A 23,266-nucleotide genomic window follows, 5' to 3' on the forward strand; every position below is an offset into this window, starting at 1 on the left:
AGAAAATTTCCTCCATGAGGAAACCCATCGGCCCCGACCGGGGCCCCGAGCGGGGGAACACGGGGGAGCCCGCTGCGCCTAGGGACGACGCGGCCGGCAAGGACAGGGACGCCACGCCGCTGAGCACGGTGGTGCGGGTCCGTTCGCTGCTGCCCTCGCTGCCCCCCGCGGAGCGAAGAGTCGCTCAACGCGTCATCGACGACCCCGAAGGGGTCGCCAACTCGACCATCACCGAGCTCGCCCAGAACTGCGGCACCTCCGAGACCACGGTCATCAGGTTCTGCCGGGCGATCGGGTTCCATGGTTATCCAGAGCTGCGGCTGACCCTCGCCACCGAGGCGGGACGGGCCCAGAGCGCCAGCGGCGGCCGGGTCATCGGCAGCGACATCAGTCCCGACGACTCGCTCGAACAGATCGTGGAGAAGGTCACCTTCGCCGACGCGCGGGCCGTCGAGGAGACCGCGTCCCAGCTCGACATCAAGATGCTGGAGCAGGTCGTGGACGCGGTCGTCGCCGCCGACCGGGTCGACGTCTACGGCGTCGGCGCGAGCGCGTTCGTCGCGGCCGACTTCCAGCAGAAGCTGCACCGCATCGGTCGGGTCTGCTCCGCCTGGGCGGACGCCCACATCATGCTGACCAGCGCCGCCGTCCTGAGCCCCGGTGACGTGGCGATCGGCATCTCGCACACCGGGGCGACCGTGGAGACCATCGACGCGCTGGAGGTCGCCAAGACCCGGGGCGCCAGGACCGTCGCGCTCACCAACTTCCCGAAGTCCCCCATAGCGGAGGTCGCGGACCTGATCCTCACGACCGCCGCCCGGGAGACCACGTTCCGCTCGGGCGCCACCGCCAGCCGGCTGGCGCAGCTCACAGTGGTGGACTGCCTCTTCGTCGGAGTTGCGCAGCGCACCTACGGGTCTACCCGCAAGGCCCTCGAAGCCACGTACCAGGCGGTCCGCGGACGGACCGTGCGACCCGACCGGAGGCGTCGGTGATCGATTGCGAGCTCCCCACGGAGGGACGGAACCCCCGGACTCTCGATGTCGACACGCTGCCGACCATGGAGGTGCTACGCCTGATCAACTCTGAGGACGCGACCGTGCCGTCGGTCGTCGGCTCCGTGCTGCCCGAGGTCGCCCGGCTGGTCGACCTCGCGGTGGAGTCCCTGCGCGCGGGCGGCCGCGTGCACTACTTCGGCGCCGGCACGTCCGGCCGGCTCGCGGTGCTCGACGCCGCCGAGCTTCCCCCGACGTTCGGCATCTGGGGCCGGGTCGTGGCCCACCACGCCGGCGGGCCCGGCGCGCTGTCGCAGGCCGTCTCCGGCGTGGAGGACGACGTCGAGCTCGGCCGCCGGGACGCCGTGGACGTCCGGCAGGGCGACGTCGCGGTCGGCATCGCGGCGAGCGGCCGCACCCCGTACGTGGTGGGGGCGCTGCGCGCCGCCGCCGCGGTCGGGGCGCGCACGGCCCTGATCAGCTGCAACCCGCACACGCCGTACGGGGACGAGGTGGAGGTGCACATCGGGCTCGCCACCGGGCCCGAGGTGATCAGCGGTTCCACCCGGATGAAGGCGGGCACCGCGACCAAACTGGTGCTCAACTCCTTCTCCACCACCCTGATGATCAGGATGGGGCGCACCTACTCCAACCTGATGGTCAGCGTGAACGCGCTGAACTCCAAGCTGCGCGCCCGGCTGGTGCGCATCCTCACCGAGGCGACCGGGATGGACGCCCGCACCTGCGAGAACGCGCTGTCCGAGGCGGGCGGCAACACCCGCGTCGCCCTGGTCTCGCTCCTCGGCGAGGTCCCCGCGGCACGCGCCACGATGGTGCTGGAGGAAACGGACGGCGGCGTCCGCGAGGCCCTCCAGCGGCTGAGATCCGCCTAGCGGTGTTCTGGCAGTGCCCTCCTCCTTCGGGCCCGGAGGGCGCTCCATCGTCGGACAGCGGTGGCTGGTGTCGCTTGCAGTGCCCGTTCCGGGCGGGCGCTGCGGCGACCGGGTCAGTTCTCGTGGCGGCGGAGTTCCTGGCGGGCAACGGTGCGGACGTGGACCTCGTCGGGGCCGTCGAAGATGCGCATCGCGCGGACCCAGGAGTACATCGCCGCGAGCGGGGTGTCATCGGAGACGCCGGCGGCGCCGTGCACCTGGATCGCGCGGTCCAGCACCTGGTGGGCGATGCGCGGCACGACCACCTTGATCGCGGCGATCTCCGTCCGCGCGCCCTTCGCGCCGTGCCGGTCGATCAGCCAGGCGGTCTTGAGGGTCAGCAGCCGGGCCTGCTCGATGGCCATCCGCGACTCGGCGATCTGCTCCCGGACCACGCCCTGCCGGGCCAGCGGCCCGCCGAAGGCCTCGCGGGACAGGGCGCGCCGGCACATCAGCTCCAGCGCCCGCTCGGCCATGCCGAGCGCCCGCATGCAGTGGTGGATGCGGCCGGGCCCGAGCCGCGCCTGCGCGATCATGAACCCGTCGCCCTCGGCCGCCACCAGGTTCGACACCGGTACCCGGACGTCCTCGAAGAGGATCTCCGAGTGGCCGTGCTGGTCCTGGTAGCCGAACACGGGCAGGTGCCGGACGACCGTCACGCCCGGGGCGTCGCGCGGCACGAGCACCTGCGACTGCTGCCGGTGCGCGGGCCCGTCCGGGTCGGTCTTGCCCATCACGATGAAGATCTTGCAGCGCTCGTCGGCGGCGCCGGTGATGAACCACTTGCGGCCGTTGATCACGTACTCGTCGCCGTCCCGGACGATCGAGGTGGTGATGTTGGTCGCGTCGGAGGAGGCGACCTCGGGCTCGGTCATCGCGAACGCGCTGCGGATCTCGCCGTCCAGCAGGGGCCGGAGCCAGCGCTCCTTCTGCTCGTCCGTGCCGAACATGTGCAGGACTTCCATGTTCCCGGTGTCGGGCGCCGCGCAGTTGACCGCCTCGGGGGCGAGGTCGGGTGACCGTCCGGTCAGCTCGGCGAGCGTCGCGTACTCCAGGTTGGACAGCCCGGAGACGTCCGGCAGGAACAGGTTCCACAGCCCCCGCTCGCGCGCCTCGGCCTTCAGCTCCTCGACGACCGGCGGCAGCGCGTGCGGGTCGTTCTCCGCCCGCCAGGCGGCGTAGACGGGCTCGGCCGGGTAGACGCGCGCCTCCATGAACTCCTGGAGCCGGTCCCGGTGGTCGCGTGCCTTCGGGCTGAGTTCGAAGTCCATGGCCCGCATTCTGGCAGAACGGGATTCGGTTGTTTCGCCGGGGATCGCCTACCATCGGCGCGTGAGCGTCAAAGCTGTGATCACCGACTGGGGCGGCGTCCTCACCTCCCCCCTGGCCGAGGCCATCGAGGTCTGGCTCACCGCCGACCGCATCGACGTCGAGCGCTACAAGACCGTCATGCGCGCCTGGGTGAAGCAGGCATACGACGGCGCAGGGACGAATCCCATCCACGGCCTGGAGGACGGCACCCTGCCCGCCTCCGAGTTCGAGCGGCTCCTCGCGGCCGAGCTGCTCACCGTCGACGGCGCCCCCGTGGAGGCCGCCGGGCTCATCGCCCGGATGTTCGGTGCGTTCGCCCCGGTCGAGCCGATGTACGAGGCGCTGCGCGCCGTCCGCGCCGCGGGAGCCCGCACCGCCCTGCTGTCGAACTCCTGGGGCAACGAGTACCCCCACGACCTGTTCGCCGAGCTCTTCGACGCGATCGTCATCTCCTGCGAGGTCGGGATGCGCAAGCCCGACGAGCGGATCTTCCGGCACGCCCTGGACCTGCTCGGCCTGGCCGCCGCCGAGTGCGTCTTCATCGACGACATCGAGCACAACGTCCGCGCCGCGCAGGCCCTCGGAATCCGCGGCATCCTGCACACCGCCCCCGACGCCACGATCGCCGAACTGCGCGGAATGGACCTGCTGCCCTGACCGTCTGGCAGACTTGCTGACCGTCATGCGCGTCTACCTGCCGTCCACGCTCACGCTGCTCGCCGGCGTCCACGCCGCGCGCGAGATCGCTCCCGCGCCGCTCGCCGCCCACGCCGTCACGCCCGCGCTGCGCGAGTGGTACGCGGGCGGTGACCAGGAGGAGCTGGAGTACGCGGCGATGTCCGCCGCCGCCCGCACCTCGCTGCGCCTGCTCGCCGCCGACCCGTCCGTCCCGCGCCGCAGGGTCGTCCTGGCCGCCGAGGTCCCCGACGACCAGGTCTCCTGGACGCGCGGCGACGCGGCCCTCGGCAACGGCGACCGCGCCCTCGTCCAGATCGCGGCCCCCGTCCCGTGGAAGCGGATCGCCTCCGGCCACGTCGACGACCCCGACGCCGTCCCCGACGTCGCCGCCGCCGCGCAGGCCCTCGCGGCCGCCGACGCAGGAGACGAGGACGCCCGATTCACCGTGGACGGCGCCGAGGGCCACGAGCTCCTCTGGTACGCCACCCAGGAACTCGCCCACCTCCTCGACTAGCGGCCCGGACGCGGGGTAGGTCCCTCGGCAGGTCGACAGTGCCGTCGGATCGCAGGGGGAGACGTCAGATGGACGCCGTCACCACCGTGCCGGTTCCGGTGAACGAACCGGCCAGGACGTACGCGCCGGGGAGCGCCGAGCGGGCCGCGCTGGAAGCCAGGATCAAGGAGCTGGGCGGCGCGCAGACCGAGCTGACCATGGCGATCGGGGACGAGCGGCGGATGGGCGCGGGCACGCCCGTCGACGTCGTGGAGCCGCACGACCACGGGCACGTGCTCGGCCGGATGGGCGAGGCGACCGAGGCGGACGTGACCGAGGCCGTCGCCGCGGCGCGGGAGGCGGCGCCCGCCTGGCGGGCCATGTCCTTCGACGACCGCGCCGCGATCTTCCTGCGCGCCGCCGAGCTGCTGGCCGGGCCGTGGCGGTCCACGGTGAACGCCGCCACGATCCTCGGCCAGTCCAAGTCGGTGCAGCAGGCCGAGATCGACGCCGCCTGCGAGCTGATCGACTTCTGGCGCTTCAACGTCCGGTACGCGCAGCGGATTCACGAGCAGCAGCCGCTGTCGCCGCCGGGGGTGTGGAACAGGCTGGAGTACCGGCCGCTGGAGGGCTTCGTCCTCGCCATCACCCCGTTCAACTTCACGGCGATCGCCGGGAACCTGCCGACCGCGCCCGCGCTGATGGGCAACGTCGTGGTGTGGAAGCCGTCCCCGACGCAGCAGCTGGCCGCCCACCACACGATGCGCCTGCTGGAGGCCGCCGGCCTCCCGCCCGGCGTGATCAACATGGTCACCGGCGACGGCGGCGCCGTCTCCGCGGTGGCCCTGCGCCATCCCGAACTCGCCGGGCTGCACTTCACCGGCTCGGCCGCCACGTTCCAGCACCTCTGGCGGACGATCGGCGAGAACATCTCCGGCTACCGGGGCTACCCGCGCATCGTCGGCGAGACCGGCGGCAAGGACTTCGTCGTGGCGCACCCGTCCGCAGACCCGGCCGTGCTGAAGACGGCGCTCGTCCGCGGCGCCTTCGAGTACCAGGGCCAGAAGTGCTCCGCCGCGTCCCGCGCCTACATCCCGCGCTCCGTCTGGACCGCCATCCGCGAGGAGTTCTGCGCCGAGGTGGACGCCCTCACCATGGGCGACGTCAGCGAGGACCTGTCGGCCTTCATGGGCGCGGTGATCGACGACCGGGCCTTCGCCAAGCACCGCCGCGCCATCGAGCGCGCCCGCGGGATCGACGGCATGCGCATCCTCGCCGGCGGCCGGATGGACGACGCGCACGGCTACTTCGTCCGCCCCACGGTCCTGGAGTCGTCCGACCCGACCGACGAGATCTTCACCACCGAGTACTTCGGCCCGATCCTCGGCGTCCACGTCTACGACGACGCCGACTACGACAGCGCCCTCACCCAGCTGGAGGGCGTCTCGGACTACGGCCTGACCGGCGCCGTCATCGCCGGCGACCGCGCCGCCATAACCGAGGCCACCGAGCGGCTCCGCTTCGCCGCAGGGAACTTCTACATCAACGACAAGCCGACCGGATCGATCGTCGGCCAGCAGCCGTTCGGCGGCGCCCGCGCGTCCGGCACCAACGACAAGGCCGGTTCGATCTTCAACCTCACCCGCTGGACGAGCGCCCGCTCCATCAAGGAGACCTTCGTCCCGCCGACCGACCACCGCTACCCGCACATGGGCTGAGGCCCCTCGCCGGGTCATTCCGGGGGGATGACCCGCGAGACCCCCGGAACCCCTTCACGACCGGTCGAAGGGGTGGGAGGCTTGACGATAGGCTCGCCTCGCCGTCCGGTGGACGGCGCCTGAGCACACCCCCTGGAGCCGTCATGGGAACGGGATGTCGACGCTGAACCGTCTCGTGCTGTGGAACATCGACCACACCCTGGTCGACGTCGGACGGATCACCCGGGACGCCTATGCCGAGGCGTTCCAGCGGACCATCGGGCGTCCGCTCGTGCGCCTGCCGCCCACCCCCGGCCGCACCGAATCCGAGATCATCTTCGAGACCCTCGCGTTCAACGACGTCGTCACCACCGACGACCACCTCCCCGCCTTCTTCGACGCGCTGGCCGAGGCGTTCGCGAACCGCCGCGCCGACCTGCGCGCGCACGGCCGCGTCCTGGCCGGCGCGGGGGAGGCCGTCGAGGCGCTCGCCCACGTGCCCGGCGTCGTCCAGTCGGTGCTGACGGGATCGCTCCAGCCGAACGCGGTGCTGAAGGTGACCGAGTTGGGCCTCGCCGGCCGCCTCGACCTGGAGGCCGGCGGCTACGAGAACGGCGTCTACAGCAAGGCCGCCCTCCTGGAGGTCGCCCGCGCCCGCGCCGGCGAGCGCCACGGCGCCCGCTACCCCGAGTCCGCGACCGTCTACGTCGCCGACTCGCCCCGCGACGTCCAGGCCGCGCACATCGCCGGCTCGCCGATCGTCGCCGTCGCCACCGGGAGCGCCACCGAGGCCGAGCTCCGCGCGGCCGGCGCGGACAGGGTGGTGGCGACGCTCGCCGACACGCACGCGGTGGTGAACGCGGTCGCCGACCTGACCCGCATGTGAGACGGGCCTGAACATGAGACAGGGTTGTCACCCTGGAAAGGCGGCGCCGCCCGCACCCGCTCGGTAACTTCGGGTAATCGCTTGACGTCAAGGAGTGATTATCATGCCGTGTCGTGCCGTCGCCCTGTCCGCCATCCTCGCCGCGGCGCTCGGCGCTGCCGCGCTCCTCCTCACCACACCCCCGGCCGATCCCGCCCGAGCCTCCGCGGAACGCGCCGGAGAGATGTTCGTGTGCGAGCAGGTGGAGTCGCGGTACCCCCAGGTCTTCGGCCGGAAATGCAACCCCGGCCAGTGGGGAAGGCTCTCGGACTTCACCGTCATCGACCGCCGCAACGACAACACCTACCACTGCCGAACCGGCTGGGCCGAGGGTTCGCTCTGGGCCAACGGCCAGGACTGCCGGCCCCGGCGGGGCTGATCTTGCCGGTGGGATGTGTCCTCGGGTGCGGCGGCCCGGCACGCCGCCGCGCCCACCGGTGTGCCCTCTCCAAGCTGCCCGTTCGTCCGGAAGTGTGGGGGCGGGGGATGTCCGGGCCCGCCGCTGTGTGGGGGCGCGGGGTTGTCCGAGGGCGCGTTTTGACCTGCGATAGGACCGGTTCCGGGGCTTGGTGGCGGGCATGACGGGCAGGTTGCGCGGTGTGCCGGGCGGGGCCGATATTGGGATGGCCGCGCGGCGTGGCGCGGCGGGGAGGGAGAGAGATGGCCCGGGACGTATCCGAGGGTTCGGCGCTGTGGGAGCCGTCGGAGGAGGTGGTCGCGAACGCGCGGGTGACCCGGTTCGCCCACTGGCTGGGGGACCGGGGCGTCCTCAAGGAGTCCTACGACGAACTCTGGCAGTGGTCGGTCACGGAGGTCGACGCGTTCTGGGACGCGGTCTGGTCGTACTTCGAGGTGGTCGGCGAGCGCGGTGACGGGCCCGTCCGGACGGGCGGACCCATGCCGGTCGACGGGCTGAAGTGGTTCCCGGGCGCGACCGTCAACTACGCGGCGAACGCGCTGCGCCGGGCACAGGAGTCGCCCGACGAGACGGCGGTCGTCTTCCGGTCGGAGGCGGGCGGGCACCGGCTGCTGTCGTACCGGGAGCTGGCGCTGCACGTCGCGGAGGTGCGCGCGGGCCTGGCCGAGCTGGGCGTGGGCAGGGGCGACCGGGTCGCCGCCTACGTCCCGAACATCCCCGAGGCGCTGATCTGCTTCCTGGCCACGGCGTCGCTGGGGGCGGTCTGGTCGTCGTGCTCCCCCGACTTCGGGTCCTCCTCGGTGATCGACCGGTTCGCGCAGATCGAACCGAAGGTTCTGATCGCCGTGGACGGCTACGCCTACAACGGCAAGCGGTTCGACCGCCGAGGGGTCGTCGCGGAGATCGAGGCCGCCCTGCCGACCCTCGCCGCCACCGTGCTCGTCCCGTACCTCGACCCGGCCGCGACGCCGGAGGGCCTGCGCGTCGGCATGCACTACGGCGCGCTGCCCCGCCAGGGCCACGACGCCCCGGAGTTCGAGGACGTCCCGTTCGACCATCCGCTGTGGGTCGTGTACTCCTCCGGGACGACCGGGCTGCCGAAGCCGCTCGTCCACGGTCACGGCGGCGTGGTCCTGGAGCACCTCAAGGCGCTGTCGTTCCACCAGGACCTCGGCCCCGAGGACGTGTTCTTCTGGTACACCACCACCGGCTGGATGATGTGGAACTACCTCATCGGCGGCCTGCTGGTGGGGTCCACCATCGTCATGTACGACGGCGCCCCTGACGACCTGTGGTCGCTCGCCGCCGAGAACGGCGTCACCTACATGGGGGTCGGCGCGCCCTACATCTCCGCCTCGGCGAAGGAGGGGCGCCGCCCCGGCGAGGAACTCGACCTGTCCGGCCTGCGCGGCATCGGCTCCACCGGCTCGCCGCTCCCGCCCGAGGGCTTCGCCTGGGTGTACGAGGCGGTCGGCCGCGACCTGCTCCTCGGCTCGTTCTCCGGCGGAACCGACCTGTGCACCGGCTTCGTCGGCCCGTCGCCGCTCCTGCCGCTGCGCGCCGGCGTCATCCAGTGCCGCGGCCTCGGCGCCAGGGTGGAGGCGTTCGGCGAGGACGGCAAGCCGGTGATCGACGAGGTGGGGGAGCTGGTCATCACCGAGCCCATGCCGTCCATGCCCGTCTCCTTCTGGAACGACGAGGGCGGCGAGCGCTACCGCGACTCCTACTTCGACATGTACCCGGGCGTGTGGCGGCACGGCGACTGGATCAAGGTTCTGCCGGACGGCGGCTGCGTGATCTACGGCAGGTCCGACTCCACCCTCAACCGCGGCGGCGTCCGCATGGGCACCTCCGACTTCTACCGCGTCGTCGAGGCGTTCGACGAGATCACCGACAGCCTCGTCATCGACACCGGACGGCTCGGCCAGGAGGGCCGGCTGCTCCTGTACGTCCAGCTCGCGGAGGGCGCGTCGCTCACCGGCGAGCTGGCGGCGGACCTGCGCAAGCGGATCCGGTCGGCGCTGTCGCCCCGGCACGTCCCGGACGAGATCACCGCCGTGCCCGGCATCCCGCGCACGCTGTCCGGCAAGAAGCTGGAGGTCCCCGTCCGCAGGATCCTCCAGGGCACCCCGGTCGACGAGGCCGCCAACCGCGACTCCATGGCCAACCCCGAGGTGCTCACCCACTTCACCCCTTAGCCGCGGCGTAGGCGAGGACGTCGCGGCGGCGGTACAGGCGCCGCACGCGGCCTCCTCCGAGCGGCTCCACCCGGGCGGGCTCCGGCCAGCCGGCGGGCGGGCGGGTGGCGTAGACGGTGACGCTCGTCTGCGCCAGGCCGAGGATGCGGGCGGCCTCCGCCAGGGTGACCAGGTCGTCCGTCCCCTCCTCGGCGGGACGGTCCTCCAGGGCGCGGTACCAGGCAGTCCAGGCGGCCTCGTCCCAGTACAGGGCCTTGCCGGCGCGGTGCGCGACGCCGGGGTGGCCGTTGGACGCGCGGTCCGCCCAGAGCTGCTTGAGGCGGTGGCGGCTGAGGCCGTGGCGCTCCGCGAGCTCGTCGCGGGTGGCGAAACCGGGCGGGACGTCCCGGGACCGGCGCGCCGCGTACCAGCGGTCCCACTCGGAGGCGTCCCACGCGAGCTGGGAGCCGACCGTCCCCACCGGCTCGGGGTGGCCGTTGGCGGCGCGCTCGCGGTACCACTTCTCCAGGGTGCTGCGGCCGAGCCCGTGCTCGTCCATGAGTTCGGCGCGCGTGCGAACGCGGCGGCCGTCGAGTGTCGCCATGGGCTCAGTCTCCCGCGTGTGGCAGCGTTCCGCTTGTACGCCGCCGCTCCGCAGGCGACACTGCCCGGCTGGAGATCCGGCTTCCGGAGTGACAGCGGGCGCGCCCCCGGCGCTGGGGGAAGTAACGCCATTAGGGTGGTCTACGACCCAAAGTCGGCCCGCGGAGATGATCGTCCATATCGCTCCGAATGGTCGCGGGATCGGGTGAACTTGGCTCCGGTCTCGCGCGTCACACAGTCGGAGGGCGATCCGGGCCGGCCCGCTCGATTCGCCGATCAAGGAGAGGGACGGTTCCACGCATGGAGGTTGGGGCGCTGCGTTCCGGAGACCCGGACCGGCTGGGGACCTACGCCCTGATCGGCCGGGTGGGCGAGGGCGGCCAGGGCACGGTGTTCCTCGGCGTCGCCGAGGACGGCCGGCAGGTCGCGATCAAGCTGCTGCACGCCGAGCTGGCGTCCGACGACAAGGCGCTCGCCCGCTTCCTGCGCGAGCTGGAGGTCGCCAAGCAGGTGGCGCCGTTCTGCACGGCGCAGGTGATCGACGCCGACGCGACCGGTGACCGCCCCTACATCGTCAGCGAGTACGTGCCGGGCCCGTCGCTGAACCAGCACGTGCAGGAGGACGGCCCGCTCGCCGGCGCCGCGCTCGACCGGCTCGCCGTCGGCACCGCCACGGCCCTCGCCGCCATCCACCAGGCCGACATCGTGCACCGCGACTTCAAGCCGCACAACGTGCTGATCGGCCCCGACGGCCCGCGCGTCATCGACTTCGGCGTCGCCCGCGCGCTCAGCGGCGGCACCACCCTGACCAGCCGGGTGATCGGCACCCCGTCCTACATGGCGCCCGAGCAGATCAGCGGCGACGAGGTCGGGACGCCCGCGGACGTGTTCTGCTGGGCGGCGACGCTGGCGTTCGCCGCGACCGGCGAGCCCCCCTTCGGGCAGGACACCATCCCCGCCGTGATCAACCGGATCCTGCACGAGGAGCCGGAGCTCGGCGGTCTCGACGGGCCGCTGCGCGACCTGGTGCTCGACTGCCTGGAGAAGGACCCCTCCCACCGTCCGGGCGCCCGGCAGGTGCTGATGCGGCTGCTCGGGCACGAGGAGGCCGCGGTGCGCCCGGCCGCCCGCCCGTCCGACGACACCGACGAGACCGCGATGCTGGCCGCCGGGTCCGTCCTCGCGGCCGAGGGCGGCGACGAGGACGAGGCGTTCGAGCCCGCCGCCGCGTTCGCCGGCGACTCCCTCCCCGCCGAGGACCCGATCTTCGACGACGCCGCCTTCGCGGCCCCGGCGGAGGCCGCCGACGTCCGGGACGTCCCGGACGCGTACGAGGCCGGCCCGCCCGGCACGCCCGCCGGATGGGCCGCCGACGAGACCATGCCCGGCGCGGGCGGGAAGGGCGGCGGTCTGCGGCGCTCGCTCGCCGGTTCGGGGCGCTCCGCCGTGCTCGCCGGGGCCGCCGCCCTGGTCGTCGCGGTCATCGTGGTCTCCTCCGTCCTGCTGCTCGGCTCCGGCGACAGCGGCAAGGCGGGCCGCAAGGTCAGCGACCCGAGCGCGCCGCCCGCCTCGACCGACGTCGTGCCCACCACCGCGCCGCCGACGAGCCGCCGGCCCGTGGAGGAGGAGCCGCCGGTGTCCTACGAGCCGAAGCCCACCGGCAGCCCCTCGCCGACCGGCAGCCCGTCGCCGACCGGGTCCCCGACCCCGTCCGACTCGCCGACCGGCCCGGCGCCCAGCGACACCCCCACCGGCCCGGGCGAACCGACCACCGGCCCCAGCGACCCGCCGTCCGACCCGCCCTCCGACCCGCCGACCGACCCCGGGGACGGCGGCACCGGCACCGGTACGGGGACCGATGGGCAGGCCGCGGGCTGACACCCGGGCAGCACCGATTCTCATGATCACCCCGAGCCGTGCCGGACGCCCTGGCAGGGTGGGGTAGGCCACGCCGGCCATCCACGGGACCAGGTCGGCTTTGGGGCGATTCCTGGTTACGCTCGTCAGTGAGCGGCGCCACAACGAGGTGGCGATGGGTCTCAAGGGGAGATAGTCGATGAGCGGCATGCTCGATCAAGCGAAGGACGACCTGCTCCGGCGGGCCGCCGAGACGTGCGCGCGGCGTCCGGACGCGCACGGGGACGTGGAGGAGGTTCTCGCCTACCTTCGCCTCTACTACCGCCAGGTCGCGCGCGAGGACCTGCTGGAGCGGGACCCGGCCGACATCTGCGGGCGTGCGATGGCGCACCGCGCGCTCGGCGGGGAGCGGCCGCAGGGACGCGCGAAGGTGCGCGTCTTCACGCCGACGCTGGAGGCGGACGGCTGGAATCCCGGCTGCACCGTCGTCCAGGTCGTCACGGACGACATGCCGTTCCTGGTCGACTCGGTGACGATGGAGCTGAGCCGGCACCAGCTGTCGACCCAGTTGATCGTCCACCCGCTGCTGGGCGTGGACCGCGACGTCGCGGGCCACCTCAGGGCCTTCCGCGGCAAGCACGAGAGCGACGCCGACGTCGACGAGTCGTGGATGCACATCGAGGTCGACCGCACCACCGACCAGGCCCTCCTGGACGTGCTGGAGAAGGACCTGATCCGCGTCCTGCACGACGTGCGGGTCGCCGTCGAGGACGAGCCCAAGATGCGGGCCCGCGCCCACGAGATCGCGACCGCGATCCAGGAGGTCCCGCCGCCGCTGTCCGACAAGGAGCTCGGCGAAGGCGTCGAACTGCTCGACTGGCTGGCCGACGGGCACTTCACGTTCCTCGGCTACCGCGACTACACGCTCACCGACGACGGCACGGCGCTGCGGCCCGAGCCCGGCTCGGGCCTCGGCGTCCTGCGCAACGACAAGCGCGAGTCCGCCGGCTTCGCCGCGCTGCCGCCCGAGGTCCGCGAGAAGGCCACGGAGAAGCGCCTGCTCGTCCTCACCAAGGCGAACTCGCGCTCCACCGTCCACCGCCCCCTGTACCTGGACTACATCGGGGTGAAGAAGTTCGACGCGGCCGGCGAGGTGATCGGGGAGCGCCGGTTCCTCGGCCTGTTCACGCACGTCGCCTACAGCGAGTCGATCGCGCACGTCCCCGTCCTGCGGCCCAAGCTCGACGAGGTGCTGGAGCGCGCCGGCTTCACCCCCGACAGCTACGACGGCCAGGACCTCATCGAGATCCTGGAGAGCTACCCCCGCGACGAGCTGTTCCAGATCTCGGTGGACGACCTGCTGAAGATCTCCCTCGGCGTGCTGCGGCTGCGCGAGCGCCGCCAGTTGAAGCTGTTCCTGCGCAAGGACCTGTACGGCCGCTTCATGTCCTGCATGGTCTACCTGCCGCGCGACCGCTACACCACCAAGGTCCGGCTGCGCATCCAGGACCTGCTCCGAGAGGCGTTCGAGGGCGTCAGCGTCGACTACAGCGCGAACGTGACCGAGTCGAACCTGGCCCGGCTGCACGTCGTGGTCCGCGGCGAGCGCGGCCGCCCGCTGCCGGACGTGGACGTCGCGGAGCTGGAGGGACGCCTCGCCGGCGCCACCCGCTCCTGGGAGGACGACCTCGCCGACGCGGTCGTCGAGCAGTGCGGGGAGGAGCGTTCCGGAACGCTCGGCCGCATGTTCGGCGAGGCGTTCCCCGAGGGCTACAAGGCCGACTTCCCGGCCCGCACCGCCGTCGCCGACCTGCGCCGCCTCGACGCGCTCGACGAGGCGGTCGACACCTCGATCGACCTGTATCAGCCGCCGCTCGCCGGGCCCGGCGAGCGGCGGTTGAAGATCTACCGGCTGGGCGAGCCGATCACGCTGTCGCGGGTGCTGCCGCTGCTGCAGAACATGGGCGTCGAGGTGATCGACGAGCGGCCTTACGAGATCAGCCCCTCCGACGGCCGCCGGTTCTGGATCTACGATCTCGGGCTGCGGTACGTGCCGCCCGCCGACGTCCCGGCAGACGCCGTCAAGGACCTGTTCCAGGACGCGTTCACGGTGCTGTGGCGCGGCGACATCGAGAACGACGGCTTCAACGCGCTCGTCCTGCACGTCGGCCTGACCTGGTGGCAGGCGATGATCCTGCGGGCCTACGCCCTGTACCTGCGGCAGGCGGGCGCCGCGTTCTCCAAGCGCTACTTCGAGGAGGTGCTGCTGCGCAACGCCTCCATCACCCGGTTGATCATCCGGCTCTGGGAGAGCAGGCTCGACCCGACGCTGCAAGGCGGCGAGGAGGAGCGAAGCGACGGCATCACCGAGGAGATCCGCGGCAAGCTGGACGACGTCGCGAGCCTCGACGAGGACCGCATCCTGCGCTCCTACCTGGCGCTCGTGCAGGCGACCCTGCGCACGAACCACTACCAGAACAAGCCGTACCTGGCGATGAAGTTCGACCCCGCGGGCATTCCGGACCTGCCCCAGCCCCGCCCCATGTACGAGATCTTCGTGTACTCGCCGAAGGTCGAGGGCGTGCACCTGCGGTTCGGGTCGGTCGCGCGCGGCGGGCTGCGCTGGTCGGACCGGCGCGAGGACTTCCGCACCGAGATCCTCGGCCTGGCCAAGGCGCAGGCGGTGAAGAACACCGTGATCGTCCCGGCGGGTGCCAAGGGCGGCTTCGTCGGCAAGCAGCTGCCCGACCCGTCGGTGGACCGGGAGGCGTGGCAGAAGGCCGGCATCGACTGCTACAAGGACTTCATCTCCGGCCTGCTCGACCTCACCGACAACCTCGTGGACGGCAAGGTCGTCCCGCCGCCGAACGTCGTCCGCCACGACGGCGACGACACCTACATGGTCGTCGCCGCCGACAAGGGCACCGCGACGTTCTCCGACATCGCCAACGGCGTCGCCGCCGACTACGGGTACTGGCTCGGCGACGCGTTCGCCTCGGGCGGCTCGGTCGGCTACGACCACAAGGGGATGGGCATCACCGCGCGCGGCGCCTGGGAGTCGGTGAAGTACCACTTCCGGGCCCTCGGCAAGGACGTCCAGAACGAGGACTTCACCGTCGTCGGCATCGGCGACATGTCCGGGGACGTGTTCGGCAACGGGATGCTGCTGTCGGAGCACATCCGCCTGGTCGCCGCGTTCGACCACCGGCACATCTTCCTCGACCCCGACCCGGACGCCGCCGCCTCGTTCGCCGAGCGCCGCCGCCTGTTCGAGCTGCCGCGCAGCAGCTGGGCCGACTACGACACCTCGCTGGTCTCCAAGGGCGGCGGCGTGTTCCCCCGCACCGTCAAGTCGATCCAGATCACCCCGCAGATGCGGGCGGTGCTCGGGCTCGGCGACGGCGTGAAGAACCTTCCCCCCTTCGAGCTGATCCGCGCCATCCTGCGGGCGCCGGTCGACCTCCTGTGGAACGGCGGCATCGGCACCTACGTCAAGTCGTCCGCCGAGAACAACGCCGACGTCGGCGACAAGGCCAACGACCCCGTCCGCGTGGACGGCGCCGAGCTGCACTGCAAGGTCGTCGGCGAGGGCGGCAACCTCGGCGTGACCCAGCTCGGCCGCATCGAGTTCGCGCGCAACGGCGGCCTGATCAACACCGACTTCATCGACAACTCCGCGGGCGTCGACACCTCCGACCACGAGGTGAACATCAAGATCCTGCTCGACCAGGCGGTGCGGGACGGCGAACTGGCCGGCAAGCAGCGCGACGGCCTGCTCTACGAGATGACCGACGAGGTGGGACGGCTCGTCCTGCGCGACAACTACGCGCAGAACGTGGTGCTCGCCGCGGCCCGCGCGCAGGCGCCCGCGATGCTGCACGTCCACGCCCGGTACATGCGCAAGCTGGAGCGCGACGGCCGCCTGAAACGGCGCCTGGAGGCGCTGCCGGACGACAAGGCCCTCGCCGAGCGGCGCCAGTCCGGGCACGGCCTGGCCAGCCCCGAGTTCTCGGTGCTGCTCGCCTACGCCAAGCTCGCCCTGGACGCCGACCTCGTCGCCTCCGACCTCGCCGACGACCCCTACCTGGAGTCGTGGCTGGTCGACTACTTCCCGACGCCGCTGCGCGAGCGGTTCCGCCCCTACATGGACCGGCACCCGCTGCGCCGCGAGATCATCACGACCGCCGTGGTGAACGACGTGGTCAACGCGAGCGGCTCCACGTTCGTGTTCCGGATGAACGAGGAGACGGGCGCCTCCTCCTCCGACATCGCCCGCGCCTACCTCGTCGCCCGCGACGTGTTCCAGATGCCGCGGTTCTGGCGGTCGGTGGAGAGCCTGTCGCACCATGTCGAGGAGTCGACGCAGGTCGCGATGCGGCTGGAGGCCCGCAAGCTCACCGAGCGCGGCGCCCGCTGGCTGCTGCACAACCGGCGGCCCCCGTTCGACATCCAGGAGACGATCGACTTCTTCTGCGGCGGCGCGGCCACCCTGAGCTCGCACCTGTCCAAGCTGCTGGTCGGGCTGGACCTGTCCGCCTTCGAGCAGCGCCGCGACGGCTTCGCCGAACTGGGCGTCCCGGAAGAGCTGGCCGAGCAGTGCGCCACGTTCGTCCCCGCCTACTCCACCTTCGACGTGGTCGGCATCGCCCACGCCACGGAGCGTCCGGTGGAGGAGGTCGCCGAGATCTACTTCGACCTGGCGGACCGGCTCCAGCTGTCCCGCCTGCGCGAGCGCATCATCGCGCTCCCGCGCGACGACAAGTGGCGCTCGATGGCCCGCTCCGCCCTGCGCGACGACCTGTACGCCGCGCACTCCGCCCTCACCCGCGACGTCCTGGTCACCAGCGAGCAGGGCGGCAACCCCGAGGAGCGGATGGTCTACTGGGCGGACAAGAACAAGCCGGCCGTCCAGCGCGCCCAGCAGACGCTGAGCGAGATCTGGGAAAGCGACAGCTTCGACCTGGCAACGCTGTCAGTGGCCCTGGGCGCCATCCGCACCCTCGTCACCTCCAGCTCCCTCCCTGCTGAATGAGCTTTTTCTCCTCCTTCGGGCCGTCAAGGCCCGAAGGAGGAGGAAGAAGCATTGAAGACGCTGCACAAACCCCAGCCACCACCGCAACCACGCAACAACCTCAATGGTTGCGATCGCGTCCGAAGGCAGATTCGAGCGAAGCAAGAATCTGATCGCGCAGCGAGCCGCAAGGCGAGCCGGAGCGATGCCAGCGATCGCCCGCTTTTTCGACGATGGAGGGCGCTCAGCGCCCGAAGGAGGAGAAAAAGCTAGAACCATCGAGTGCCGGCCGGTTCCGCTGCAGCGGTCAGGAGGAGCGGGCCGGCCGGCACCCGACGGGGTTCAGGAGCCCTGGGCGGTGACGGCCTTGCGGTACATGCCGCTGATGGTGGCGCGGCCCTTGGGCGGGACGGTGGCCAGGTACTGCACGAGGACGGTGGTGTCCAGGCGCGTCCGGGCGGTGGTGGACGGGGCGAGCCCGACGAGGTCGCCGCTCACGGCGAGCCTGCCCCGCCGGGTCGCCGAGTATGCCTCGTTCTGTTTCAGGACGTACCAGACGACGGCCCCGCGGTCCTTGGTGCGCAACCCGTAGACCTTGTACTCGGCGGGGGAGAAGCGGGACGAGAGCGTGACGCCGCGCTCGGCGAGGGTCTTCTCGCCCGCCTTGAGCGCCTTGTAGGTCTCGCTGGTCTTCGCCCCGTCCGCCAGGACGGACGCTCCGGAGGCGCGGGGCCCGTCCGTGAGCAGCGCCGCGTGGGCCCTGGGGAGCTTCGCGGGGGCGACCGCGAGGTCCTTGACGCCCGGGTCGACCGGGGTGGCGTACCCCTGCGGGTCGAGCGCGACTCGGCCGAGGGCGAGTTCTGACGGGTACGGGTCGGAGGCCAGCAGCCACGGCGCGTTCTGACCGGCCTGCGTGAACAGCAGCGCGTGCCGCAGGGCCTGCTTGCCCTTGCCGCTGACGGCGTCGGCCGCGAACCAGTGCGGGTAGCCGGTCAGGCGCGGGATGTAGAACGTCGTGTGGGTGAAGGACACCTTGGGCGGGCGCTGCCGGACGGCGCGGCGGAGCTTGAGCGCCGCGACGTCCATGGTGAGCTGCGGGTCGGTCTCGACCGTGCGCAGCGTCCTGCCGCTGAATCTGAGCCCCGCCCGGTTCATGCCGGTGGCGAAGGACGCGAGCACCTGCTGTGCCTGCTCCTTGGTGAGGGCGGGCGCCCCCTGCGGCTTCTTCCCCGGAGCCGCGGAGGAGGTGTTGTCGGAGCAGCCGGTGCTCACGGCGGCGGCCAGCAGGCCGGGTAGGAGTAGCGGAACGAGAGTGCGTGCGGCCATGAGGCCCCCCGAATGGCGACGTTGGTCCGGACCACGGGGAATCCTCGCAGAGTGACCGCGCAGTCACTCTGTGAACACGAAAGTCGGCGGGAAAAGGTGGGGGACCGCTCGGGGGACGATCTCGGGTCAGGCGCTCTCCTGCTGGCGCAGCCAGCGGATCTCGGCCTCGATGAACTCGTCGATGTCGCCGTCCAGGACCGCCGAGGTGTTGCCGACCTCGACTCCGGTGCGCAGGTCCTTGACGATCTTGAACGGGTGCAGCACGTAGTTGCGGATCTGCGTGCCCCAGCTCGTGGTGCCCTCGCCGCGCAGCTCGGAGAGCGTCTCCGCCTCCTCCTTGCGCTTGCGCTCCAGCAGCTTGGCCTGCAGCACGTTCATGGCCGTGGCCTTGTTCTGCAGCTGGCTGCGCTCGTTCTGGCAGGAGACGACGATGCCGCTCGGGATGTGGGTGATCCGTACGGCCGAGTCGGTCGTGTTGACGCCCTGGCCGCCGGGACCCGACGACCGGTACACGTCGATCCGCAGCTCGGTCTCGTCGATGTCGACGTGGTCGCTCTGCTCCACCACCGGCACGACGTCCAGGCCCGCGAACGACGTCTGCCGCCGGCCCTGGTTGTCGAACGGGGAGATTCGGATGAGCCGGTGGGTGCCGTGCTCGCCGCGCAGCGTCCCGTAGGCGTAGGGGGCCTTCACGGCGAACGTGGTCGACTTGATGCCGGCCTCTTCGGCGTAGGACGTGTCGTAGATCTCCGTCGGGTAGCCGTGCCGCTCGGCCCAGCGCAGGTACATCCGCCGGAGCTGCTCGGCCCAGTCGGCCGCGTCCACCCCGCCGGCCTGCGCGTTGATGGTGACCAGCGCCTCGCGGGCGTCGTACTCGCCCGACATGAGCGTGCGCACCTCGAGCTGCTGGACGGCCTTGTGCAGCGCCGCCAGCTCCTCGTCGGCCTCCGTGCGCGTGTCGGCGTCGTCCATCTCCCGGGCCATCTCGTACAGCGTGGCGGCGTCGTCCAGCCGCTGCCGCAGGCCCTCGACCCGGTTCAGCTCGCTCTCCAGGTACGACAGGCGGCGCGTCACCGCCTGGGCGCGCTCCTGGTCGCTCCACAGGTCGGGGTCGGCCGACTGCTCGCGCAGTTCGGCGATGTCGCGGCGCATGGTGTCGAGGTCCAGCACCTGCTCGATGCTGGACAGGGTCGAGCCGAGCTCCTTGAGCTGTTCTTCGGGTTCGATGCCTGCCACGGTCCGAGCCTATCGCCGTCCCGGCACTGCTTATCGCCTCGCGGCGGGCGACCGGAGGTCCGGCCAATACCATGCGAGTGGCAGAATCACGGGCCGAGGAGGTCGGCCGAGGACGGCCGGCCATGGATTCTCGGTCCGGGGGACGGGTCTTTGCACAGCTTCCAGCGGGTGGTCGCGGCCGGGGCGCTGCTCACCCTGCTCGCCGCCGCGGGCTGCGCCGAGGGCAAGACCGAGGCGCGGCCGACCGTCACCATGCCCGAGACGTCCCCGCCCGTGCCGGTGCCGCTCACCCCGCCGGTCGCCGGCCAGGCGTTCCGCTCCTACGTCACCGACGAGGACGTGGCCAGGGCCGCCGGCGACGAACGCCTCGCGCTGACGTGGACGTCCGACGGCCAGTCCCAGCTGACCGCGGCGGAGTTCCGCAGGGCCGCCTACGACGGCGACCCGGTGCGGCGTTTCGTCTACGGCAGGCCGAAGCTGTACGTGCCGAAGCTGAGGGACGCCGCCTACCCGCAGTGGTTCGTGGTGTCGGTCGACCGCTCGGTCGTGGACCGGCCCAAGAGCAAGCGCAGGGCGCTGATGGGCTTCATCCTGCGCGGGCCGTCCGACCACTGGAAGCTCACGCTCGCGACCCTCCTGCAGGAGAAGGCGAAGGAGCCGGAGGTCGCGGTCGACGCCGCCGGCTATGCGACGGCCATGAGCGCGGAGGACCCGTCCGTGCTGATCCGTCCCCGCGACGTCGGCGGGATCCAGGCGACGATCGCCGCCGAGGGGCCGCGCAGCGTCGCCGCGAAGGTGATGCGGTCCAATCCCGTCACCACCGGCTTCTACCAGGAGGCCAAGCGCGCGAAGAAGAAGGCCAAGAAGAAGGACGTCACCTACACGGCCGTCTACACCGCGACGCCGTTCCCCTACTTCGGGCTGCGGACCGAGCACGGCGGCGGCCTGGTGATCTACTCGCTGTTCCGCAACACCTCGCTGATCGCCAAGGATCCCGGCACGCCCAAGCCGGAGATCCCGCAGGAGGCCGAGCACCTGCTCGACGGGACGGTCGAGGGCAACGAGGTCGACACCACGGCCACGCTGCACTTCGCCGCGTTCGACCCGCCGAAGGCGAAGAAGGACGCCGCGCAGCCGAAGGCGCACATGGTCGCCGACGACGGCGCCGTGACCAAGGCGGGCACGCCGCCGATCAAAAAACCGTGACGCCCGTCAGGCGCGGGCCCGTCAGCCGTAGACGCGCTGCAGGACGAGCGCCGCGAACAGCAGCGCGACGAGGACGGCCAGGACGACGGCCGGCGGCACGGACGGGCCGTGGTCGTGCAGCTCCGAGCGGGCCTCCCGGCAGGTGGGGCAGCGTCCCTCCACCACCGGGTTCGAGCACCGGGCGCAGATGAGATGTTCGCAGCTCACGTCGTGGGCCCCAATCTTCGGCAACGGCATGTGGTCCGTACGGGAAGCGTCGGCCTGTCCGGTCGTTCGTCCACCTATTAGGTATCTTTCGCCATCATCCAGCGTAGCCGGACTGTATGGTCGTTCCGGCAAGTCCGGGGGCTAGACGGTATAAAACGGCTGGACGTCGGGAGACGGTTCACATGGCACTGATCGGACGTCGCGCACTGATCGGACGTGGTGCCGGCCCCGGGCGCCCGTACCACTGCGAGTGGGACGAGGTGGTCGCCTCTCCCCTCTACACTGCTCGAAGGCTCCGCGTCCCACCTGGCCGTGAAGCCGGGCGGCGCAGGCAAGGGGTCACGGAGGCTTCCGTGGCCGCGGGCCGGCCCGCTCCCCAACCCCTACAGCGAACCGCCGTGATGCAGCCGTGATCCATTTCGACAACGTCACCAAGGTCTACCCGAGCCAGAACCGGCCCGCCCTGCAGCATGTGAACGTCGCCATCGAGAAGGGCGAGTTCCTGTTCCTGGTCGGCCCGTCCGGCTCCGGTAAGTCGACCTTCCTGCGCCTCGTCCTGAAGGAGGAGCGTCCTTCCCAGGGTCACGTGCACGTGGCGGGCAAGGACCTGAGCAGGCTGACCAACTGGAAGGTGCCGCACCTGCGCCGCAGGATCGGCTGCGTCTTCCAGGACTTCCGGCTCCTGCCCAACAAGAACGTCTTCGAGAACGTCGCGTTCGCCCTAGAGGTGATCGGCAAGCCGCGGCGCTTCATCGGCAAGGTCGTCCCCGAGGTCATCGACCTGGTCGGCCTGGAGGGCAAGGCCCACCGGATGCCGGACGAGCTGTCCGGCGGCGAGCAGCAGCGCGTCGCCATCGCGCGGGCGTTCGTCAACCGCCCGATGATCCTGCTCGCCGACGAGCCGACGGGGAACATCGACCCCGCGACCTCGATCGGCATCATGAAGGTGCTGGACCGCATCAACCGGACCGGTACGACCGTCGTCATGGCCACCCACGACGCCGCCATCGTCGACGCCTTCCGCAAGCGCGTCGTCGAGCTGGAGGACGGCCGCGTCGTCCGCGACCAGTCGCGCGGCGTGTACGGCCAGGCGTACTGACACGGGCGTACTGACACAGGCGTGCCGACACGGGCGCACTGACATCTGAACCATCGATTCCCGCCGGGTCGTAGGAAACCCAGAGGGGTGCCCGAAAGGAAGCCGCCCGCGCCGCATCCCGCGGCCGCTCCGGCTCCCGGCCCAGCAACGGCGATCAAGGACAGCGAGGCATGCGCGTACAGTTCGTTCTCCAGGAGATCTGGATCGGTCTCCGCAGGAACATGACGATGACGATCTCCCTCGTCATCACCGTCGCCATCGCCATGGCGCTCTTCGGCACCGGGCTGCTCCTGCGGCAGCAGGTCTCCGCGTCCAAGAGCTACTGGTACGACAAGATCGAGGTCTCGATCTTCCTGTGCGCGAAGACGAGCTCCAACCCCGTCTGCCAGAAGCAGGACGTCTCCGACCAGCAGCGGCAGACGCTCAAGTCGCAGCTGGAGAAGATGCCGCAGGTCTCGCAGGTCCAGTACGAGAACAAGCAGCAGGCCTACACCCGCTTCAAGGACCGCTTCGCCGGCTCGCCCGGGTTCGTGGAGAGCACCCGCGAGGGCGACATCCCCGACTCCTTCCGGGTGAAGCTGAAGAACCCGGAGGAGTACAAGGCGGTCGCGCAGGCGATGCTCAACCAGCCCGGCGTCGACTCGGTCATCAACGAGCAGGAGATCCTGAAGCGGTTCTTCCGGATCCTGAACGGCCTGCAGGTCGCCGCGTTGACGATCGCCTTGATCCAGGTGATCGCCGCGGTGATGCTGGTCGGCAACACCGTCCGGCTGTCGGCGTTCAACCGGCGCCGGGAGACCGGGATCATGCGGTTGGTCGGGGCGTCCAACACCTATATCCAGATGCCGTTCATCCTGGAGGGCGCGATCGCCGGGCTGATCGGCGGGTTGTTCGCGTCGGTGTTGCTGATCTTCAGTAAGAAACTCCTGGTCGACAGACTCGCGGGGGACGTCCAGCTCGTCAGCCAGCTCGGCTGGAGCGTGGTGATCCTCGTCATCATCGTGTCGATCTGCTTCGGCGTCCTGCTGTGCGCCGTCTCCTCGTTCCTGACCCTGCGCAGATATCTGCGGATCTGACGCGACGGCCGGATCCGGC

General features: G+C 71.3%; 18 protein-coding genes. 13 read left to right on the forward strand and 5 right to left on the reverse strand.

Features of this window, described 5'->3' with window-relative positions:
• Nucleotides 1-14 precede the first annotated feature (14 nt).
• Together CHC11_RS33860 and murQ are read left to right on the forward strand one after the other, a co-directional pair.
• Nucleotides 15-995 carry a MurR/RpiR family transcriptional regulator gene (locus tag CHC11_RS33860; protein WP_245920116.1) on the forward strand — a complete coding sequence of 327 codons (981 nt, stop codon included), beginning with the start codon at nt 15-17 and terminating at the stop codon, nt 993-995.
• Nucleotides 992-1,888 carry an N-acetylmuramic acid 6-phosphate etherase gene (gene murQ / locus CHC11_RS33865; RefSeq protein ID WP_089315949.1) on the forward strand — a complete coding sequence of 299 codons (897 nt, stop codon included), beginning with the start codon at nt 992-994 and terminating at the stop codon, nt 1,886-1,888. The genes CHC11_RS33860 and murQ overlap by 4 nt, the downstream gene beginning before the upstream one ends.
• 113 nt (nt 1,889-2,001) lie before the next feature.
• Here murQ and CHC11_RS33870 read toward each other — a convergent pair whose 3' ends face one another.
• Nucleotides 2,002-3,198 carry an acyl-CoA dehydrogenase family protein gene (locus CHC11_RS33870; RefSeq protein WP_089315989.1) on the reverse strand — a complete coding sequence of 399 codons (1,197 nt, stop codon included), beginning with the start codon at nt 3,196-3,198 and terminating at the stop codon, nt 2,002-2,004.
• Nucleotides 3,199-3,259: 61 nt separating this feature from the next.
• On the opposite strand from CHC11_RS33870, the gene CHC11_RS33875 reads away from it, so the two are divergent.
• The 6 genes from CHC11_RS33875 (at nt 3,260) to CHC11_RS33900 (ending at nt 9,647) form a co-directional block, all read left to right on the forward strand.
• The gene (locus CHC11_RS33875; protein WP_245920118.1) at nt 3,260-3,895 is read left to right on the forward strand and encodes an HAD family hydrolase; all 636 of its coding nucleotides are present in this window, start codon (nt 3,260-3,262) and stop codon (nt 3,893-3,895) included.
• Nucleotides 3,896-3,920: 25 nt separating this feature from the next.
• Nucleotides 3,921-4,430, forward strand: coding sequence for a DUF6912 family protein (locus CHC11_RS33880; RefSeq protein WP_089315990.1), 510 nt, complete (start codon nt 3,921-3,923; stop codon nt 4,428-4,430).
• Between the two features lie 68 nt (nt 4,431-4,498).
• Nucleotides 4,499-6,127, forward strand: a complete 1,629-nt coding sequence (gene pruA, locus CHC11_RS33885) for an L-glutamate gamma-semialdehyde dehydrogenase (RefSeq protein ID WP_089315951.1) — start codon at nt 4,499-4,501, stop codon at nt 6,125-6,127.
• A 154-nt stretch (nt 6,128-6,281) separates the two neighbouring features.
• Nucleotides 6,282-6,992, forward strand: coding sequence for an HAD family hydrolase (locus CHC11_RS33890; RefSeq protein ID WP_089315952.1), 711 nt, complete (start codon nt 6,282-6,284; stop codon nt 6,990-6,992).
• A gap of 103 nt (nt 6,993-7,095) precedes the next feature.
• A complete protein-coding gene (locus CHC11_RS33895) occupies nt 7,096-7,410 on the forward strand; it encodes a hypothetical protein (protein ID WP_089315953.1) in 315 nt (104 codons plus the stop codon).
• Nucleotides 7,411-7,691: 281 nt separating this feature from the next.
• Nucleotides 7,692-9,647: an acetoacetate--CoA ligase gene (locus CHC11_RS33900; RefSeq protein WP_089315954.1), complete on the forward strand. Its 1,956-nt coding sequence runs from the start codon at nt 7,692-7,694 to the stop codon at nt 9,645-9,647.
• Here CHC11_RS33900 and CHC11_RS33905 read toward each other — a convergent pair.
• A complete protein-coding gene (locus CHC11_RS33905; RefSeq protein ID WP_089315955.1) occupies nt 9,637-10,230 on the reverse strand; it encodes a hypothetical protein in 594 nt (197 codons plus the stop codon). The two genes, CHC11_RS33900 and CHC11_RS33905, sit on opposite strands and share 11 nt — an antisense overlap.
• Nucleotides 10,231-10,529: 299 nt before the next feature.
• On the opposite strand from CHC11_RS33905, the gene CHC11_RS33910 reads away from it, so the two are divergent.
• Together CHC11_RS33910 and CHC11_RS33915 are read left to right on the forward strand one after the other, a co-directional pair.
• Entirely contained in the window at nt 10,530-12,107 is a 1,578-nt protein-coding gene (locus CHC11_RS33910; protein ID WP_089315956.1) for a serine/threonine-protein kinase, read from the forward strand.
• A gap of 178 nt (nt 12,108-12,285) precedes the next feature.
• The gene (locus tag CHC11_RS33915; RefSeq protein WP_089315957.1) at nt 12,286-17,118 is read left to right on the forward strand and encodes an NAD-glutamate dehydrogenase; all 4,833 of its coding nucleotides are present in this window, start codon (nt 12,286-12,288) and stop codon (nt 17,116-17,118) included.
• A 321-nt stretch (nt 17,119-17,439) separates the two neighbouring features.
• On the opposite strand, the gene CHC11_RS33920 is transcribed toward CHC11_RS33915, so the two are convergent.
• Nucleotides 17,440-18,423: a DUF8094 domain-containing protein gene (locus CHC11_RS33920; protein WP_089315958.1), complete on the reverse strand. Its 984-nt coding sequence runs from the start codon at nt 18,421-18,423 to the stop codon at nt 17,440-17,442.
• Between the two features lie 126 nt (nt 18,424-18,549).
• Nucleotides 18,550-19,659: a peptide chain release factor 2 gene (prfB, locus tag CHC11_RS33925; protein ID WP_089315959.1), complete on the reverse strand. Its 1,110-nt coding sequence runs from the start codon at nt 19,657-19,659 to the stop codon at nt 18,550-18,552.
• 150 nt (nt 19,660-19,809) lie between these two features.
• Here prfB and CHC11_RS33930 point away from each other — a divergent pair, with 150 nt between their 5' ends.
• The gene (locus CHC11_RS33930; protein ID WP_143227420.1) at nt 19,810-20,865 is read left to right on the forward strand and encodes a DUF8094 domain-containing protein; all 1,056 of its coding nucleotides are present in this window, start codon (nt 19,810-19,812) and stop codon (nt 20,863-20,865) included.
• 21 nt (nt 20,866-20,886) lie between these two features.
• Here CHC11_RS33930 and CHC11_RS33935 read toward each other — a convergent pair whose 3' ends face one another.
• Nucleotides 20,887-21,072: a hypothetical protein gene (locus CHC11_RS33935; protein ID WP_089315961.1), complete on the reverse strand. Its 186-nt coding sequence runs from the start codon at nt 21,070-21,072 to the stop codon at nt 20,887-20,889.
• A 409-nt stretch (nt 21,073-21,481) separates the two neighbouring features.
• Between CHC11_RS33935 and ftsE the strand changes: the two genes are divergently transcribed.
• Together ftsE and ftsX are read left to right on the forward strand one after the other, a co-directional pair.
• Nucleotides 21,482-22,171, forward strand: coding sequence for a cell division ATP-binding protein FtsE (ftsE, locus tag CHC11_RS33940; RefSeq protein ID WP_067637726.1), 690 nt, complete (start codon nt 21,482-21,484; stop codon nt 22,169-22,171).
• Nucleotides 22,172-22,341: 170 nt separating this feature from the next.
• A complete protein-coding gene (ftsX, locus tag CHC11_RS33945; RefSeq protein WP_089315962.1) occupies nt 22,342-23,247 on the forward strand; it encodes a permease-like cell division protein FtsX in 906 nt (301 codons plus the stop codon).
• Nucleotides 23,248-23,266: the final 19 nt, after the last annotated feature.

The organism is Actinomadura mexicana (assembly GCF_900188105.1).
Taxonomy (GTDB): domain Bacteria; phylum Actinomycetota; class Actinomycetes; order Streptosporangiales; family Streptosporangiaceae; genus Spirillospora; species Spirillospora mexicana.